The organism is Runella sp. R0.1_18, assembly GCF_057652155.1.
In genome coordinates, this window is sequence record NZ_JBYFCK010000002.1 from 613361 (window position 1) to 632187 (window position 18827).

An 18827-nucleotide genomic window follows, 5' to 3' on the forward strand; every position below is an offset into this window, starting at 1 on the left:
TTTAAGAAAATATGGTTTTTGCACGAAAAAACGTTTTTGAGCACGACTACGAGTTTGTTATGGAAGAGTCAACCCACTTAGACGATGCCCCTATCATCAAAGTAATTGGTGTAGGAGGGGGAGGTAGCAATGCCGTCAACCACATGTATAAAAAAGGCATCAAAGATGTGGTGTTTGTGGTATGTAATACCGACAAGCAGGCGTTGATGCGTAGTCCTATCAATAACAAAATTCAATTAGGAGCCGATAGTCTCAAAGGCTTAGGAGCAGGAACTGATTCTGCTACTGGCCGCAGCGCTGCAGAAGAGAGTATTGAATATATTCGTCAATTGATGCAACCTCCTACCCAGATGGTATTTATTACTGCTGGTATGGGGGGAGGAACAGGAACTGGTGCTGCTCCTGTCATTGCAAAGGTTGCTAAAGAAATGGGGATGTTAACCGTTGCGGTTGTGACAGCTCCCTATAGCCACGAAGGCCGTATCAAGAAAAATCAAGCCATTGATGGTATCAATGCCCTCAAAGAGCATTGCGATACGGTGTTGGTAATTCTTAACGACGAATTGGCTAAGTTATACGGCAAATTACCGATTCTTCGTGCTTACGAGCACGCTGATAACGTCCTATCAAACGCCGTAAAAAGTATTGCAGAAATTATCACCGTCCACGGAAGTGTCAACTCCGACTTTATGGACGTCAAAAAAGTACTTCAAGGTGCAGGTACGTCTGTGATGAGTTCGGCGGTTTCATCGGGCGAGCATCGGGCTGAATTGGCGATTGAGGCGGCGCTTAACTCTCCGCTTCTCAACAACCGTGATATTCGTGGTGCAAAACGTATCCTTGTGACGCTTGCATCAAGTACACAAGAAGAGCACATGGCTACGCTTGATGAGCAAATGATTATCACTGATTACATCGAAGGACTCATCGGAGATGAAGCAGATATGTGTAAAGTGGGTATTATTTTTGATGATGCCCTTGGTGATCAGTTGTTGGTGACAGTCATTGCGGCGGGTTTTGAAGACTCTCACTTGCCGTTTAATTATGACACAAGTGTAAAGCAGAGAAAAGAGCCAGTTCAACTACCATCTGTTTCGGACACCCTCCAAAGAAACAACACATTGCCACCTGCTCCAGAGCGGAAAGCAGAGTATAACCCTAGACAATCGACTGCTACCACTAGCAATTCGCCAATCTCCGTTTCTCCGCAAAAACCAGAGATAACTGAGGCAAAGATTGAGGTAACAAAGCCTGTACAAGAACCGCCAAAAGTAGAAGTACCACAACCTCCAAAACCTGTTTTTGAGGAACCAGTAAAACCACCACAGCCTCCAGTAGTTGAAAAAACACCCGAGGAACCACAAGAAGACCCCGAGATTTTACGCCGTCTTGTACACGACATTTCGTATGGAAAATATTCGGAGAAAGAACTCGAAAAACCTGCCTTCTTGCGTCAAAATGTTGTTTTATTCCAGAAACCGAATTCACCTGACGATGTGTTTATTCAAATTCTTTTAGACAAACACAAAAGATAAGATGACAGGAATTGAGTCCATTCAAAAAGATTTACACTCCCTAGGCAGCCCCGAAAAGGCTGCCTTTCTTTCGCGCTTTTTTAAAACAGGAAAAGGCCAATATGGAGAAGGAGATTTGTTTTTAGGCATTACAATGCCCGAAATACGGTCTGTGGTCTCCCAATATGCCTACCTGTCTATTTTAGAATGGCAAGCGCTACTTATTAGCCCTTACCACGAAATTAGAATGGCCTCTTTGATTGGCTTAATGAAGCATTTTCAGAAATCAAAAAAAGACCCCGCTGCTCAGAAGCAAATTTTTGATTTCTACCTTACGCACCTTGATTACATCAACAATTGGGATTTGGTAGATGTTACCTGCCGCGATATTGTTGGCGCTTATTTATTAAAACAAGACCGCAGCATTCTTGATGACTTGGCGCAACGCCCACATCTTTGGGCGCAACGCGTGGCCATGGTCTCTACATGGCATTTTATCAAACACAATCAATTTAGTGACACCTTGCGTATCGCAGAACTTCTATTGACTCATTCTCACGACCTTATCCACAAAGCAGTGGGGTGGATGTTGCGCGAGGTAGGAAAACGCGATGAACTGGTCTTGGAAGAGTTTCTAGACACCCATACCAAACAAATGCCTCGAACCGCTTTACGGTACGCCATTGAACGTTTTCCTGAGTCAAAACGTAAGTATTATCTATCACTTTGACACATAGATTGATTTCTTATGTATCTTTGGCGCGGCCTTTAAAAGGCTCAAAACGCTATTGAGTTTGATTATCAGCGTCTTATCTAAACTCAAAGTACACAAATCAAAACTCGAATCTAACTCATGTCTTGGTTTACTAGAAAAGAAAGGGGCATCCAGACGCCCACCGAAATGAAACGCGAAGCTCCTGATGGGCTTTGGTATCAGTGCCCTAGCTGCAAGCATGTTATGCACACTCGCGAACATAAAGTCAATGCTTATACGTGCGTAAAATGTAATTATCACGAAAAAATTGGTTCGGAAGCATATTTCTCTGTTCTTTTTGACAATGCAGAATACACCGAACTTGATGCCAATATGCTATCGGGAGATCCTCTCAATTTTGAAGATACAAAGAAGTATCCCGATCGTATCCGTGACACCGTAAAGAAAACAGGACTAAAAGATGCCGTCCGTACCGCTTATGGTAAAATGGATGAGCTCGACATTGTTGTAAGTTGCATGGATTTCAACTTTATTGGTGGTTCTATGGGCTCGGTAGTAGGGGAGAAGATAGCGAGAGGAATTGACCACGCATTGCAAAATAAAATGCCGTTTTTGATGATTTCTCGCTCTGGTGGCGCACGAATGATGGAAGCAGGCTATTCGTTAATGCAAATGGCTAAAACTTCGGCCAAACTTGCGCTCTTGTCGGAGGCAAAAATTCCATATATATCTTTACTTACGGATCCCACCACTGGTGGTGTTACGGCATCCTACGCCATGTTAGGTGATTTTAATATTGCCGAACCTGGCGCACTTATTGGGTTTGCAGGACCGCGCGTTATTCGCGAAACCATTGGGAAAGACTTACCTAAAGGCTTCCAAAGCGCCGAATTCGTTCTAGAACACGGCTTCTTAGATTTTATCGTTGATCGTAAAGACTTAAAAGATAAGCTTGCGAGTTTACTACGAATGCTTCAATAAATTCCCACTTTCTGGAAAGCACCCTACTTTCCAGAAAGTTTTTTACCCCCTATGCGTCTTGTATCCCACCCTGTCTTATGTAATTACTATGTGACGTATCGCTGTAACGCCGCTTGTAGCTTTTGTGACATTTGGGAACGCCCTTCGCCATACATAACCCTCGAAGAAGCCAAAGCCAATCTCGCTGCCCTAAAACGGTTAGGGGTAAAAGTCGTTGATTTCACAGGGGGAGAACCATTATTACATCGTCAGCTTCACGAGCTGCTAAAGGAATGTAAACGGCTGGGGCTTTTGACTACGATTACGACCAACTGCTTGCTTTACCCTAAATATGCCAATCGCCTTCGAGGGCTGGTTGACATGCTTCATTTTTCCCTTGATTCTCCCGAACGAGAAGAGCACGATTTGTCCAGAGGGGTAAAATGTTTCGACAAAGTCATGGAATCTATCCAACTCGCGAAGTCGTTGGGAGAGCGTCCAGACATACTTTTTACCGTTTTTGAGTCGAATATTCACCAAATAGAAAAGGTTTGGCAAGAAATATGCAAACCTCACGGCCTTGTACTTATCCTAAATCCCGTCTTTGAGTACAATAAAGTGGGCTCACAGCTCTCTCCAGCGGCATTACAGCAGCTTCGGCAGTGGGGAAAAAAAAGCAATGTCTATCTCAATGATGCCTTCATTCAGTTACGTCTTGATGGTGGAAACCACATAGATTCCCCCATTTGTCTTGCAGGTAGTACCACCATCGTCATTTCACCAGAAAACAAACTCGTACTCCCTTGTTATCATTTAGGGCTGAAAGAATTTGCGATTGAAAATAATTTATATGAGCTATACCTCTCAGACGAAGTTCAAAAGCTAGTCGCACTAGAAGGCCGTCTTCCTGCTTGCGAGGGTTGTGCCATCAATTGTTACATGCAACCATCTTTTGCCGTGACTATCAATAAATATTGGTGGAAAGCGCTTCCGAGTACCCTCAAATACAACAGAATCAAAGGGACGTGGAAACAACTCTTTTGATACTTCCCTTATTCTTCCTTAATTTTGCCTTATAATATTTGAAGCTAACTCATTAATTTAGAGGAAGTAAGGCTATTTTTACTCTACTTTTTTAGTGTTTTAGCATCCCGTTTTAAACACCTAATTTTGTCCAAATTTCTAGAGGAACCAGCCATTCTATTAATAAAATACCCTGGTTTTCAGTAATTTACAGGCAATATTCGTTTATTATCGGGCATATTTTAGTAGAACTACGACCAATATTCAATCCTCCCAATGATTCAATTTTTCAACGAAGACGTAGATTTTAAGATTCCTAATCCGCGTAAAACAAAGACGTGGCTCAAAGACATCATTGAGTCCGAAGGGTTTGAACTGAACCAATTAAATTACATTTTTTGTTCTGACGAGTACTTGCTCGGCGTAAATCAGCAATACCTTAATCATGATTTTTATACAGATATTATCACTTTTGATAATTCAGAAGAAATAGAAGGGATTGTTGAAGGCGATATTTTTATCAGCATCGACAGAGTAAAAGAGAATGCCGAACAATTATCAAAAACTTTCAAAGAAGAATTGTTAAGGGTACTTGCTCACGGTGTCCTTCATTTAGTGGGATATGACGACCACGAAGATGAAGACGAATTAATAATGAGACAAAAGGAAGATACATACATTGCAACCTTTCCAAAGTCCTAAATGTGGTTCTTTACAAAAATGTTTCATGTGAAACATTTTTAGATTTTCCACAAAACAGTACATTTTCACGAGATTTGACTAATTAAACAAAAACTTTATGTTTCCAGAATACGACGTGATTGTAGTAGGAGCAGGGCATGCAGGTTGTGAGGCGGCGGCAGCGGCAGCAAACATGGGCTCTCACGTTTTACTCATCACAATGAATATGCACACGATTGCCCAGATGTCGTGCAACCCTGCAATGGGTGGCGTAGCAAAAGGACAAATCGTGCGCGAGATTGATGCACTCGGGGGGCAGTCAGGAATAATTAGCGATAAAACAATGATTCAATTCAGAATGTTGAATCGCTCAAAAGGCCCAGCAATGTGGTCGCCTAGATGCCAAAGTGACCGTATGCGTTTTGCAGAAGAATGGCGAATGACATTGGAGCAAACCACAAACGTGGACATTTGGCAAGACACAGCGAAAGAAATTATAATAAAAGATAACAGGGCTGTTGGAGTCAAAACTTCACTCGGCGTGGAAATTACCGCTAAGGCTGTGGTACTAACCAACGGCACATTCCTAAACGGACTAATCCATATTGGCGAAAAACAATTTGGCGGAGGTAGGGTAGGAGAGAAGGCTGCTACTGGAATAACCGAACAACTTATACAATTGGGATTCGAGGCTGGGCGAATGAAAACAGGGACGCCACCTCGCATAGACGGTCGTTCGCTGGACTATAAAAAAATGGAAGAACAGCCAGGTGATGAAATCCCAAGCAAGTTTTCTTACACAGAAACGCCACCACTTACCCACCAAAGAAGTTGCTGGATTACCTATACCAATGAAAAAGTACACGACGTTTTAAAGACTGGCTTCGATAAATCGCCCATGTTCACGGGGCGGATTAAAGGACTTGGCCCCCGTTATTGTCCGTCAGTGGAAGACAAAATCAATCGTTTTGCGGACAAAGATAGCCACCAAATTTTTGTAGAACCCGAAGGCTGGTCAACCGTAGAAATGTATATCAACGGTTTTTCAACATCACTTCCAGAAGATATTCAATACAAAGCAATTCGACTGATACCAGGTTTTGAAAACGCAAAAATGTTCCGACCAGGGTACGCCATTGAGTATGATTATTTTCCACCAACCCAGCTAAAGCTTACCCTAGAAACTCACTTGATTGGTAATTTATTCTTTGCAGGCCAAATCAACGGGACGACAGGGTACGAAGAAGCCGCCTGCCAAGGACTCATTGCAGGAATCAATGCACACCAAAATGCGCACGAGTTAGATGCTTTTATTTTAAAAAGATCCGAAGCATATATTGGCGTATTGATTGATGACCTCGTAAACAAAGGGACAGAAGAACCTTATCGAATGTTTACTTCTAGGGCAGAGTACCGCACTTTGCTCCGCCAAGACAATGCAGATATTCGACTCACGGCATTAGGGCATAAAATAGGATTGGCAAGCGAAGAACGCTTAGTACGTGTGAAAGAGAAAATTGCCAATACAGACGTCATTTTAGATGAACTTCAAAAAGTAAAAGTAACGCCCAATGAAGTAAATCCGATTTTGGCAGAGATAGGTACGTCCCCAATTCGAGAAAAACAACCCCTGTATCAATTGCTAAAACGCCCCGATGTAGAAATCGAAGACATCAAAAAACTCAGTGAAACGTTCGCAACATTTTTAAATGGCTTTAATACAGAGTCCGCAGAACAGGCCATGATAAAAGTGAAATACGAAAGCTACATTGAAAAAGAAAGATTAATGGTCGAAAAAATGAACAAGCTGGAAGACCTCGAAATCATTCCTAATTTCGATTATGACAAAGTCCCTGCACTTTCTTTTGAAGGCCGACAGAAGCTAAAAACCATTCGACCATACACGTTAGGGCAAGCATCTCGAATCAGCGGAGTTAGTCCTTCGGATGTTTCGGTCTTATTGATCCACATAGGGCGCTAATTTTTTTATTGATTACCAAAAGAAAAGGGGAACTTTGAAAGTTCCCCTTTTCTTTTGGTAGAAAGTCATCAAACAATAAACTCGTTTTAAAAGATGTTAATTTGCAAGGGCTAACAAAAGCCCTTTTTATTTTTGTTAAAAATTTCGCCCAACACATGAGTTCCTTCAACATAAAACAGTTAGTAAATACGCTTCGCATCTACAGTCTGCTGACTGCTGCTTTTTACTTCTTACTACTGGGTTGCTCCCAACCCATTTCTCCAACGGGAGGAAAACGAGATACAATTCCGCCAAAGTTGATAAAGAGTATTCCCGAAAATAAGCAAACCAACTACAAAGGAAAAACCATAGAACTTGAATTTGACGAGTACATTGTAGCCGAAAATCTACAGCAAAAATTATTGGTTACGCCCGACCCAGGCGAATATGAGTACAAAGCAAAACCAACGAGTGTTCGTCTTGTATTTAAGAAGTCACTCGATTCAGCCAAGACATATTCGTTTTCATTTGGGGATGCGATTAAAGATTTTAGCGAAAAAAATCCTGCCAAAAATTTACGGCTCGTCTTTAGCACAGGGATTGGAATCGACTCTGCCCTCGTTAGGGGAGAGGTAAAAGACCTGCTTACCAACAAGCCTATGATTGATGTCTTGGTTGGCCTATATCCGCATTCTGATACGCTCAATATCGAAAAAATGAAGCCCATGTATTTTACACGGTCGGATAGTTCGGGTAGGTTTAGCATCGAAAATATCCAGTCCAACCTCTATCGTCTTGTAGCTTTCGATGACAAAAACCGCTCATTTACCTATAATTTGAAGACGGAGAGAATCGCTTATTTAAGGGATAGCCTCGTAATTAAAGATTCTACGCAATTCTCAGGCGCTTCACTCAAACTGTTTTTAGCCAATACTACCCCCGCAAAAGTGAAGGGAACCATCCCGCGAACCTATTATTATTCTATCAATTACGACAAGGGGTTTGTTGATTATAAGGTAAAGTTCGATAATCCCAATGACTCTATTCCCTACCTTCAGAACGGCCCAAGCGAGTTAAAGTTCTTCAATACCAAGACTAGGAAAGACACATTAGTGGCAAAAATTATGATTCGAGACTCAGTAGGGATTCTGTTTGAACACGTTCAAAAAATCAAATTTCGAGAAGCTAGAAACGCCGGGAAAAATAGTGATAGCAATAAAGAACCGTTTGATATGAAAGCCAGTCACCAAGACAATGACCCTATCGAACCTCGGTTATTTACTTTAAAGCTCACATTCAATAAGCCCTTAGCTGAAGCAAGATTGAACCAAATTCAGTTGGTGAGTGATAGTCTCAAAACCGAACAACTACTTCCTAGCGATTATACATGGGAAAATAATAAAACCATACTAACCATTACACACCAAATTTCAGCCCGTAAGTTGTTGAAGGTGGTACTTCCCAAAAGCACTTTTTTTAGTGTTGAAAACGACACCATTCCAGAACGGATATTAAAACTTCCCATCATGGATGAAGAAGAATACAGTATGCTAGAGGGAGAAATCAAGGGAGCCAAGCAGCCTTTTATTATAGAGTTATTGGACGAGAAATTTGAGGTCGTCAAAACATCTACAAAACCATCATTCCGATTCAGTTACTTAAAACCAGCCCTATATAATATTCGAATCATCGTAGATGAAAATCAGAATGGGAAGTGGGATGCAGGCGATTTTAAAACCCGAAAATTGGCCGAACCTATTCTTTTTTATCCTGATGCGATCAAAGTCAAGAAAAACTTTGTCTTGAGTGGCATAGATATAGACTTATCCACAAAATAATTCACAATTCACATACGGTGTGGAAAAGCTAATGCGCCTCTTGGCGCATTTTTTGTATATATTCAAAATAAGCGTAGGTAGATTTTAATCTGTGAAACGTCATTTTCACAAAAAAGAACATTTGGCGGAAAAAATGTTAACAACATTGTGGATAACTGTTTTCATTCACACAATTTAGTGGATAACCCGGGGATAAGGCTGTCGATAACCTTTTTGAATTGTGGAGAATTATTTGTCCACATCCACTATGTGGGAATCTACACAGGTTTTGCACATCATTTCAAGGTGTTTTTCACACTGAATTTTGTGGACAAATAGTCATCCACATCGTTGATAATACTATCCACAATCCACGACAAAATGTGAACAATTGTTTATTTGCTTGAAAAACAGTAATTTCAGTTGTGGAAAAAAATAAAAACAAGTGGATAACCTTATATTTTATTCACAATAGCGTTTTAGAATAAAGTGGAAAACTTGTGAATAGTTTTGTTTTCCACTTATCCCCGGCCTTAATTAACTTTAATAGTTTTAAAAATTAATATTTATTGTTTTTATAATGGGAAAAGAAAAAGTGTGTATAACCCCAAATCGGGTGTGGATACTACTCGTGGGGCTAGGCTTGTTGTTAATGTCCAGTATGGCTTATGCCCAAAGCGATGCTGACTTAGCGGATGCCTATTTTCAAAAAGGAGAGTGTGATAAAGTCGTGGCGCTTTATCAAAAAATATTACGCAAAGACTTCAACAAGATTTATCTGCGGAGGTATGTCAGCTGTTCTATTAAATTGAAAGATTTTGAAGAAGCTGAAAAGTTTTTCAAACGTCAGCAAAAATCGGACGCTCGATTTGGCTATTTATATACGCTTTATTGGGGAAGAATGCTCGAACAAACGGGACAAATGCCCCAAGCAATGCAGAAATATGATGAAAGCCTAGCACAAGTGCCTTCTAAGGACATCAATGCGTATAAAGAGCTCTCTGATGAGTTTCGGGAAATAGATAACACAGAAGCGGCGATAGGGGCCTTACTGAAGGGACGGGCTGCGGCGGGTAACGAAACTATTTTCAAAATGGAGCTGGCGTCATTGTATGCCCAAACAGGAAAGACCGAACAAATGATTGAAGAATTGCTGAGCCTTGGGCTGGCCATTCAAAATAAAGAAGTTATTCAAAACTATTTGCAGGATTTTCTCAAAGAAGAAAAAGACCAAGCAAAATTTGAGAAAGTATTGTATGAAAAAATCCAGCGGCACCCCAATGAAACTTTCTATGCTGAAATGCTGATTTGGTTTTTTACCCAGAAAAAACAATTCGGAAAGGCTTTCATCCAAGAAAGAGCGCTAGATAGAAGACTCAAATACAACGGAACCAAAGTATTTGACTTAGGAAACTTGGCGTTGCAAAACAAAGATTACAGCGCAGCTATTCAATCATTCGATTATCTGATCAAAGAATATCCGCAGGGGCAGTTGTATCCGTATGCCCGTCGTATGGTGATTGTGGCCAGAGAAGAACAAGTGAAGAATACGTTTCCGATTGAAAAACCAAGTGTGCGTAAACTTATAGATGATTATCGAAAATTATTATCGGAGTTGGGGCAAAATAATCGCACCTTGGAAGCAATGCGCAGCATGGCCAATTTATATGCGTTTTACATGGATGACAAAGACTCGGCCATTGTGGTGCTTCAAGACGCTGTTAAAATTGGACGTGCAGAAAGTGATTTTATCGACAAATGTAAATTAGATTTGGGCGATATATATTTGTTGAAAAATGAGCCATGGGAATCCACATTGCTGTACTCTCAAGTGGAAAAGTCGCAAAAAGAAACCCCACTAGGGTATGAGGCCAAACTTAGAAATGCACGACAATTCTATTATACAGGTGATTTTGAATTGTCAAAAGCCTTGCTTGACATCCTGAAAATGGCGACATCGCGAGAGATTGCCAACGACGCGGGCTCGTTGAGCCTATTAATTCAAGATAATACGGGTTTAGATACGTCAGAAGACGCGATGAAGGAGTATGCGTCGATTGACTTGCTTTTGTATCAGAATCAACCAGAGCTTGCGCTAGGACGCTTAGACGAGATGTTGAAAAAGTATAAAGACCATACACTGGCCGATGAAATCTTGTGGCTTAAAGCAAAAACCTATGCCAAAATGGGGGATAATGTAAAAGCAGTGGAAAACTTACAGATAATTGTGGATAAGTATGCAATGGACATTCTTGGCGATGATGCACTTTACATGATGGCCGATTTGTACCAAAATCGACTCAAAGACAAAGACAAATCAATGGAATTGTATCAAAAATTGCTAGAAAAGTATCCAGCTAGTATTTATGCGGCTGATGCACGAAAACGATTTAGACAATTGAGAGGCGACAACCTTTAATTATCAACAGTTATCCACAATAATGTGTACAAACGTGAATAAGTTAGGGAAAGTAAATAGTTTGTTGATTGTGTGTTTATGGCTGAGTTTGTCGGCTTGCTATACCTCAAAAATATATGTAGTTCGACACGCCGAGCGGCTAGATCAAAGTACAGATACACCGTTGTCCAGCGCGGGCTTACAACGGGCGCAGGCTTTAGCAGATAGCTTAAAAAACAAAAACATTGACCGAATTTTTGGAACCAAATACCAACGAAACCGACAGACGGCCCAAGTACTTTGTGATGTTACAGGAAAAGGTTACGAGGTATATGAACCACATCCTACCGAAGTCATTGTAAAAACTGTAGAAAAAATAGGGAAGCAGAATGTAGTTATTGTGGGTCACAGTGACACGGTATTAGAAATCGTCAAGGGATTTGGCGTAACACCTACAAAAGCAAAAATAGAATCGTCGGATTACGATAATTTGTTTGTGATTACGATTAAAAAAGGAGTAGGTGGTAGTCGAAAAACACTCGAAGAAAAAACATACGGGGCACAGACATTACCATAACGTCCCCGAATCCGCCCACCGTAGAGAAACAAAAAAGTGCAACAGATTGATGACCAACTTGTTGCACTTTTATTTTGTAGCGGGAACAGGACTCGAACCTGTGACCTCCGGGTTATGAGCCCGACGAGCTACCAACTGCTCTATCCCGCGATATAATGGGACTGCAAAGGTAAGAGCTATTTTCAAAAAAACAACTATCTTTGCAAAAAAATATTTTTTTTATCGACACCTAGCCCCTCTGATACATGTAGAGGGGCTAGGTGTATTAATACGAAAACAATGATAATTGAAGATAAAGAGGTGTATAACAATCCCAATCATCGTGCGGGGTTTATTAGTATTGTTGGAAAACCTAACGTAGGAAAATCGACGCTAATGAACGTTTTGGTCGGAGAAAAGCTTTCTATTATTACGTCAAAAGCCCAAACTACCCGCCACCGTATCATGGGGATTTTGAATGGAGTTCACGAAGAAACCGAATTTCAGTTGGTTTATTCAGATACGCCAGGCATCATAAAACCCCAATACAAACTGCATGAATCAATGATGGAGTTTGTAAAAGGCTCACTGGAAGATGCTGACATCGTTTTGTTTGTCACTGATATTTTTGAAAAACACGACGAAAGTGAAGTATTAGAACAACTTTCAAGAACGGAAGGTGCCCTAATTTTAGTCATCAATAAGACTGACTTAGCTACGGAAGAACAAGTTCAAGAAAAAATAGCCTATTGGAAAGAAAAGCTATTTACGGCGGCTATCGTGACGGTATCGGCTTTGCAGCAAGAGGGGATAGACAAGCTCTTCACGGCCATCATGGAGTATTTGCCGATACACCCACCGTATTTTCCAAAAGATGAGCTTACCGACAAGCCAGAACGCTTTTTTGCCTCGGAAATCATTCGAGAAAAAGTGTTTTTGAACTACAAAAAAGAAGTTCCTTACAGTACAGAGGTAGTGATTGAGGAGTTTAAGGAGAAAAAGGAAATCATCGTGATTCGAGCGGTAATTTTGGTGGAACGTGCTAGTCAAAAAGGAATCATCATCGGCGATAAAGGCGCGATGCTGAAAAAGATAGGAACGCAAGCGCGGGAGGATATGGAACAGTTTTTTGGTAAAAAGGTGTTCTTAGAACAATACGTAAAAGTAGAACCCGACTGGCGAAACAAAATTCAACGCTTGAAACAGTTTGGATACGATAACTAAGGGAAAAAGGCTGTAGGCACATCTCAAGCGAATGTGCGAAAGGGGGTATAGTTTGACCCGAGCCTTGATTACCAACATTTTACACTTTTTCAATGTCAAATATAGTAGCAATAGTAGGACGCCCCAACGTGGGTAAATCAACGCTGTTTAACAGGTTGATTCAACAACGGCAAGCCATCATGGATGACCAAAGTGGGGTAACCCGCGACCGTCATTACGGCAATTCCTTTTGGACAGAACAGTATTTTACAGTTATTGATACTGGTGGATACGTAGTGGGTTCGGAAGATGTCTTTGAAGGTGCCATTCGTGAACAAGTTGAAATCGCAATGGACGAAGCCGACGTGATTTTGTTTATGGTCGATAGCATGACAGGGCTAACTGACCTAGACAAAGAGTTTGCAAATGTGGTACGTAAGTCGAAAAAGCCAGTGTATCTGGTCGTTAATAAGGCCGAAACCCGTGATCGTGAAATGGCCGCTGCCGAATTTTACGAACTGGGTCTTGGAGAGCCTTACGCTATTTCGTCGCAAACAGGTTTTGGAACGGGTGATTTGCTCGACCAAGTGGTAAAACATTTCAAAAACGCAGGGATTGAGGATCCTGATGCAGGCATTCCCAAAATCTCAATCCTTGGTCGCCCCAATGTAGGAAAATCGTCGTTCTTGAACGTTCTAACGGGCAAAGAGCGAAGTATTGTGACTGACATTGCTGGAACCACCCGCGATGCCATCAACACGCGTTATAAAGCCTACGGTAAAGATTTTATCTTGATTGATACGGCAGGTATTCGTCGCAAATCACGGGTGAAAGAGGCCATTGAGTTTTATTCAACGCTGCGTTCGGTAAAAGCCATGGAGGATTCGGACGTCGTGCTTGTGATGTTAGATGCTTCGCGTGGTTTAGAAGCCCAAGATCTTCATATTATTGGAATGGCACACAAAGCCAAAAAAGGCATTGTGGTGATGGTCAATAAGTGGGATTTGATGGAGAAAGACTCAAAAACTGCCGACAAACTTCGTAAAGAGATGATTGAACGATTGGCGCCCATGGATTATATGCCCATCATTTTTGCGTCAGTTCATGAAAAGCAGCGAATTTTCCAGGTGATGGAAAAGGTAATGGAAGTCTATGAAAACAAAACGAAGAAAATCACGACTTCTAAATTGAATGAAGTAATGCAAGCGGAAATTGAGCGTTATCCGCCACCAGCACACCGTGGTAAGCACATTAAAATCAAGTACATGATTCAATTGCCAACGCCGTCACCAACCTTTGTTTTCTTCACCAACCACCCTAAATACATCAAAGAATCGTACATCCGATATTTGGAAAATAGAATGCGAGAAAACTTTGATTTTGAAGGGGTTCCGATTACAATATTCTTCCGCGACAAATAGGGTTTAGTCCATGGTCGATAGTCAACAGTTTGTGGGTATAAATGCAATACCATCGGCTGTGGACTATCGACCGTTGACTATAAATCAATAACTACTTCACAATTTTTAGCTCTTTTACCAAATCGGAACCGCCTAGTTTTTCGATGCACCAAAGCACGTAGCGGATGTCAACGTTGATACAACGTTTGAATTTTTGGTCGAAGACAATATCTCCCGACATCGCTTCCCAGTTGCCGTCAAAAGCCAAACCAATCAATTCGCCTTTGGCATTGAGCACTGGGCTACCCGAGTTACCACCCGTAATGTCATTGTTGGTGATAAAACCGACACTGACTTCGCCGTCGCTATCCGTGTATTGACCAAAATCCTTGGCTTTGTACAGGTCAAGAAACTTTTGTGGTAAATCAAATTCGTCGTCTTTTGGTTTGTACTTTTCAATAACCCCCGAAATCGTCGTGCGGTATTTGTAGTGAACGCCGTCGCGTGGGTCATAGTCTTGCACATTCCCGTAGCTCACACGCAAAGTACTATTGGCATCAGGATACTGAACCAAAGCTGGATTCATTTCGCCAAGTCCTTTGATGTAGGTGCGTGCCAATCGTTTGTCAACTTCTTGAAAATCAGTGCTGTATTTTGCGTATTTTGCAACATAGTTTCTCTGGAAATCATAAAAATACTTAAATGCCCAGTCGTTGGTCAATTTCTCATAATTAGGGTTTTCTAAAAACTGAGTAAATCGGCCTTTGTCGCTAAAAATGCTTGTTAGGTAAAGCTCCTGGGCAAATTTTTTGAACGACTCCTCAGGTGTTCCTGCCGAAAATTTCGATAAAATCTCCCCAATGATGGCAGGATGTTGGTCTTTTGGAATATCGTTATAGAAAGCAAGGAGTGTTTGGGCAACAATTTTCTGGTCAGAAGGCAAATTAAACGACTTGAAAAAACTTTCCCCTGCCGTTTTTAAGCGCTCAGAAGCTGCTTTTGTTGTGGCAGCTTCTTTAAATCCATTGGCACTCATCACTGCTGGAAGGGCGATGTTGACCAAATGAGCCCCAAAAATTCCCTGAGAAAGATACACGGAGTGAGTTGAATAAGGTTCGTATGCCGCGTAGGCTTTTGTCCATTCCTCAAAAATGCTTTCGTACTCAGCTTTGCCTTTGGCCCATTCTTTAAATTGGTTTTCGAGGGCTACTTTTTGGTCATACACTTTGAGGTGAACGAGTTGTTCGGTTTGACCAATGAAGTATTTCCAATAGTTGGCAATGCTGGCATATTCAGACGCAAGAGCAAGTTTGACTGCCACGTCTTTGTCCATTTCTTCTTTCCACGCTTCCAAACGTACCCCACGATTTTTGACGATACCAGGATTTACTTTTTCAATCGCCAATTTAATTCCCATAGAAGTCTCGTAGCGGTTGGTACGTCCTGGAAACCCAAATACCATTGCAAAATCGCCTGGTTTGATGCCTTTTAGGGAAATAGGTAAGAATTTTTTGGGACGGTACGGAACGTTGTCTTTGGAGTAATCGGCTCCTTTGTTGTCTTTGTTGGCATAAATACGAAATACTGAGAAGTCGCCCGTATGACGAGGCCAAACCCAGTTATCGGTATCGCCACCGTACTTTCCAATGCTTTGGGGAGGTGTTCCTACCAAACGTATGTCAGAAAATTTTTCAAAGACAAACAGATAATAGGCATTTCCTTTGGCAAACTCGCGTACAGAAGCGTTGTAATTGGTGCCTTCGGTAGCTTTTTGAGAAAGCTCATTGCCTAATTGGTTGACTTTGGCAGCGCGGGCTTTTTCGTTAAGACCTGCCAATTGAGGGAGAACTTTGTCTGTCACATCCTCCATCCGTACCAATATGTCGATATAAAGGTCTTTGATGGGGCGTTCTTCGTTGGATGATTTTGCCCAAAAACCATTGTCGAGAATGTTGTCTTGTGGAGTCGAGTTTGTCGCGATGGCATCGTAGCCGCAGTGGTGGTTGGTAAACAAAAGTCCTTGGTCAGAGACAATTTCGCCCGTACAAAAACCGCCACCCATCCGTACGATGGCATCTTTCAAGCTGGCATTATTGACGTTATAAATCTCTTTTGCGGAGAGTTTAAAGCCTTGTTTTTTCATTTGGGCTTCATTTTTTCCAATCAAGAGTGGAAGCCACATCCCTTCATCGGAGGGGTTCCCAGCCCATGCCAGCGAACTTGCCAACAAGGCACACAGGGTCGTTTTAAGTTTATTCATGGTTTGCTAAAACAGAAATGTAATAAAAAGTAACTATTGGTTGAACGTAGATTTTTCTGATTTTGTAAAGGGAAAGGTTACTTCTAAAGTAAGATTCCCAGCAAAATTCCCCCAAAAACAATGATGTAAGGAGGGGTTTTGGTGAAGTAAAGTAAACAAATTGTTAGCAGAATACTAAAAATGCCCGTCGTCGTCGTAGCTGTAGCCAAAAACATCCGAATGACTGCCGCAATAGTCAAGCCAACACTGGCGGCGTTGAGACCTTCGAGCGAAGCTCTGATTCCTCGGTATTTCTTTAATTCGTTCCAAAAACGATACACAAAGAAAATTAAAAATGTTCCAGGTAAAAAAATTCCTAAGCTGGCTGCCGTACTGCCAATAAGTTGCCCAAAAACGCCATCGTTACGCATAGAAAGCGCGCCAATGTAAGACGAAATCGAAAAAACAGGGCCAGGGACAATCTGAGCCAAGGCCATGCCCGTCAAAAATTCTTGCTCTGAGAGCCATTGTTTAAACTCCACAAACTCCGTGTAAAGCATGGGATTAAGCACCTGCCCGCCGCCAAATACCAAACTACCATTTCGGTAAAAGTTCTCAAACAAGCGAATCGGGAGCCAGTTGGTAATTTTCCCAAGAAGGGCTGCGGCGATGAGTACACCAAGCCAAAGAAAAAAGTTGGCCCATTCGATACGAATAGGCGTTTTGTCCAATTTTTGGAGTCGTTGGTATTGAAAAGATGTGATGACACCGCCTAAAATCACGACAATGGGTGTCATGTAGGGTGAGGGAAAAATGTACGATACGAGTGCCGATATTCCTAAAATAATCCAATGTAGCTGATTATGAATGACTTTGGAGCCAATCGAATAGCCGCCATACGCTAGAAAACCAATGGCCATTGGTTCTACAAAACGCATGAACGACAATGAAATATGGTGCTGCTGGAGGTAAGAAATACCCAAAGCTGCCAACGTCATGACAATCACCGCAGGCAACGACCAAATCAGTACGGTAAGATAGGCAAGGGTAGGACCTCCGATTTTAAAGCCCAATGCCGTGATGGTTTGGGTGGAAGTAGGGCCAGGAAGTACTTGGCAAAGTGCTTGTAATTCAAGAAGTTCGGCTTCGGTGATGTAACGTCTTTTTTGAACAAAACGCTCCAAAAACATCACCAAATGCACTTGTGGGCCTCCAAAACACGTCAACGCAAGAACAAGAACATCTTTAAGAAAGATGAGGTAGCGAATTTGCCTAACGTGTGAGTGTAAAACTGATTCCGACAAGTGATTAGGAGGGCTTAGCCTCCTCACTACCTTCAGAAAAAGCAGTGAGGAGGCGGGTGATTAGGCTTTTTTCAATCCAAGCTCAATGAGGCGTTCGTTTAGGAATTCTCCTGCAGTCATGTCAACGTACAGTTTGGGATGTTCGGCCGTAACGCAACTGCTCAAACAAGTCAAGTTCATTTCAGCACGTGGGTGCATAAAAAACGGAATCGAGTACCGCGATGTATTCATCTTTTCACGTGGAGGATTGACTACTCGGTGAATCGTTGACTTGAGTTTGTGGTTGGTGAGGCGGTCGAGCATATCACCTACGTTGATGATGATTTGGTCGGGAGAAGGGGTGGCTGCAATCCAAGCCCCGTCGCGACGGAGCACTTCTAATCCTTCGGCACTTGCACCCATCAACAACGTAATGAGGTTGATGTCGCCGTGGGCAGCAGCCCGAACGGCTCCTTCTGGTACGGTTTCGGGGTCGAGTGGAAAATAATGCAAAGCGCGCAGAATGCTATCTCCGTTACGCACTTTGTCTTCAAAATAATCTTCATCCAAATCAAGATATAGGGCAATGGCGCGAAGAAGAGTTTTTCCCGTATTTTCAAATGTGTTGAAAACCAGTGTTGTGTATTCTTCAAAGTTAGGTACTTCTTCGGGGAAAACATTGGACGGCATTTCGCCTTCGGGAGTAGGTTGTCCTACGTGGTAAAACTCCTTTAAATCAGCTACTTTAAACCCTTTCGCTTTTTCACGTCCTTTGCTGACGTAGCCACGCTGACCGTTGAGTTCCAGAAACTCGTATTTGTATTTGACTTCGTCTGGTTGTTTAAAAAATGCCTGAACTGTTTCATAAAGTTTCACCCGAATGTCTTCCGTCAGGCCGTGGTTAGAAATGGCTACAAAGCCAATATTATTAAAAGCAGATCCTAAATCTTGGACAAATTTGGCTTTGCGCTCAGGATTGCCCGATGTAAAATCGGATAAGTCTAAAGACGGGATTTCGTCTAAAAGAGCAATTTCTGACATGATAGTTGATGATTTGGAATAAAAGAAAATATCCGCT

At 41.8% G+C, this 18827-nt stretch carries 14 protein-coding genes and 1 tRNA gene; 11 read left to right on the top strand and 4 right to left on the bottom strand.

From position 1 onward, the window contains the following. The first annotated feature begins 59 nt into the window (after positions 1–59). The 9 genes from ftsZ to AC23P2_RS05370 all read left to right on the top strand — a co-directional run bounded on the left by ftsZ (position 60) and on the right by AC23P2_RS05370 (position 11645). The gene (ftsZ, locus tag AC23P2_RS05330) at positions 60–1535 is read left to right on the top strand and encodes a cell division protein FtsZ (RefSeq protein WP_487772232.1); all 1476 of its coding nucleotides are present in this window, start codon (positions 60–62) and stop codon (positions 1533–1535) included. Position 1536: 1 nt separating this feature from the next. After that, positions 1537–2244 carry a DNA alkylation repair protein gene (locus AC23P2_RS05335; RefSeq protein ID WP_487772233.1) on the top strand — a complete coding sequence of 236 codons (708 nt, stop codon included), beginning with the start codon at positions 1537–1539 and terminating at the stop codon, positions 2242–2244. Between the two features lie 123 nt (positions 2245–2367). Then, positions 2368–3210, top strand: a complete 843-nt coding sequence (gene accD, locus AC23P2_RS05340; RefSeq protein WP_122933068.1) for an acetyl-CoA carboxylase, carboxyltransferase subunit beta — start codon at positions 2368–2370, stop codon at positions 3208–3210. 51 nt (positions 3211–3261) lie between these two features. Next, on the top strand, positions 3262–4233 hold the full coding sequence (locus AC23P2_RS05345) for a radical SAM protein (RefSeq protein ID WP_487772234.1): 972 nt from the start codon (positions 3262–3264) through the stop codon (positions 4231–4233). Positions 4234–4488: 255 nt separating this feature from the next. After that, the gene (ybeY, locus tag AC23P2_RS05350; RefSeq protein WP_487772235.1) at positions 4489–4914 is read left to right on the top strand and encodes an rRNA maturation RNase YbeY; all 426 of its coding nucleotides are present in this window, start codon (positions 4489–4491) and stop codon (positions 4912–4914) included. A gap of 97 nt (positions 4915–5011) precedes the next feature. Further along, positions 5012–6874, top strand: coding sequence for a tRNA uridine-5-carboxymethylaminomethyl(34) synthesis enzyme MnmG (gene mnmG, locus AC23P2_RS05355; RefSeq protein ID WP_487772236.1), 1863 nt, complete (start codon positions 5012–5014; stop codon positions 6872–6874). 155 nt (positions 6875–7029) lie between these two features. Beyond that, positions 7030–8691, top strand: a complete 1662-nt coding sequence (locus tag AC23P2_RS05360) for an Ig-like domain-containing domain (RefSeq protein WP_487772237.1) — start codon at positions 7030–7032, stop codon at positions 8689–8691. A gap of 595 nt (positions 8692–9286) precedes the next feature. Continuing rightward, entirely contained in the window at positions 9287–11089 is a 1803-nt protein-coding gene (locus tag AC23P2_RS05365) for a tetratricopeptide repeat protein (protein ID WP_487772238.1), read from the top strand. A gap of 34 nt (positions 11090–11123) precedes the next feature. Further along, complete coding sequence (locus AC23P2_RS05370; RefSeq protein WP_487772239.1) at positions 11124–11645, top strand: histidine phosphatase family protein; 522 nt, start codon at positions 11124–11126, stop codon at positions 11643–11645. A 77-nt stretch (positions 11646–11722) separates the two neighbouring features. On the opposite strand, the gene AC23P2_RS05375 is transcribed toward AC23P2_RS05370, so the two are convergent. Then, a tRNA-Met gene (locus AC23P2_RS05375) sits at positions 11723–11795 on the bottom strand. Between the two features lie 129 nt (positions 11796–11924). Here AC23P2_RS05375 and era point away from each other — a divergent pair. Both era and der read left to right on the top strand, forming a co-directional pair. Then, complete coding sequence (gene era / locus AC23P2_RS05380; RefSeq protein WP_487772240.1) at positions 11925–12848, top strand: GTPase Era; 924 nt, start codon at positions 11925–11927, stop codon at positions 12846–12848. A 92-nt stretch (positions 12849–12940) separates the two neighbouring features. After that, positions 12941–14248 (top strand): ribosome biogenesis GTPase Der, encoded by a 1308-nt coding sequence (gene der, locus AC23P2_RS05385; protein ID WP_487772241.1) that lies wholly within the window; start codon positions 12941–12943, stop codon positions 14246–14248. A 91-nt stretch (positions 14249–14339) separates the two neighbouring features. Here the strand turns inward: der and AC23P2_RS05390 are convergent, their stop codons facing one another. The 3 genes from AC23P2_RS05390 to AC23P2_RS05400 all read right to left on the bottom strand — a co-directional run bounded on the left by AC23P2_RS05390 (position 14340) and on the right by AC23P2_RS05400 (position 18790). Continuing rightward, on the bottom strand, positions 14340–16487 hold the full coding sequence (locus AC23P2_RS05390; RefSeq protein WP_487772242.1) for a S46 family peptidase: 2148 nt from the start codon (positions 16485–16487) through the stop codon (positions 14340–14342). Between the two features lie 83 nt (positions 16488–16570). Beyond that, positions 16571–17770, bottom strand: a complete 1200-nt coding sequence (gene chrA / locus AC23P2_RS05395) for a chromate efflux transporter (RefSeq protein ID WP_487772243.1) — start codon at positions 17768–17770, stop codon at positions 16571–16573. A 60-nt stretch (positions 17771–17830) separates the two neighbouring features. Next, the gene (locus AC23P2_RS05400; RefSeq protein ID WP_487772244.1) at positions 17831–18790 is read right to left on the bottom strand and encodes an isopenicillin N synthase family dioxygenase; all 960 of its coding nucleotides are present in this window, start codon (positions 18788–18790) and stop codon (positions 17831–17833) included. Positions 18791–18827: the final 37 nt, after the last annotated feature.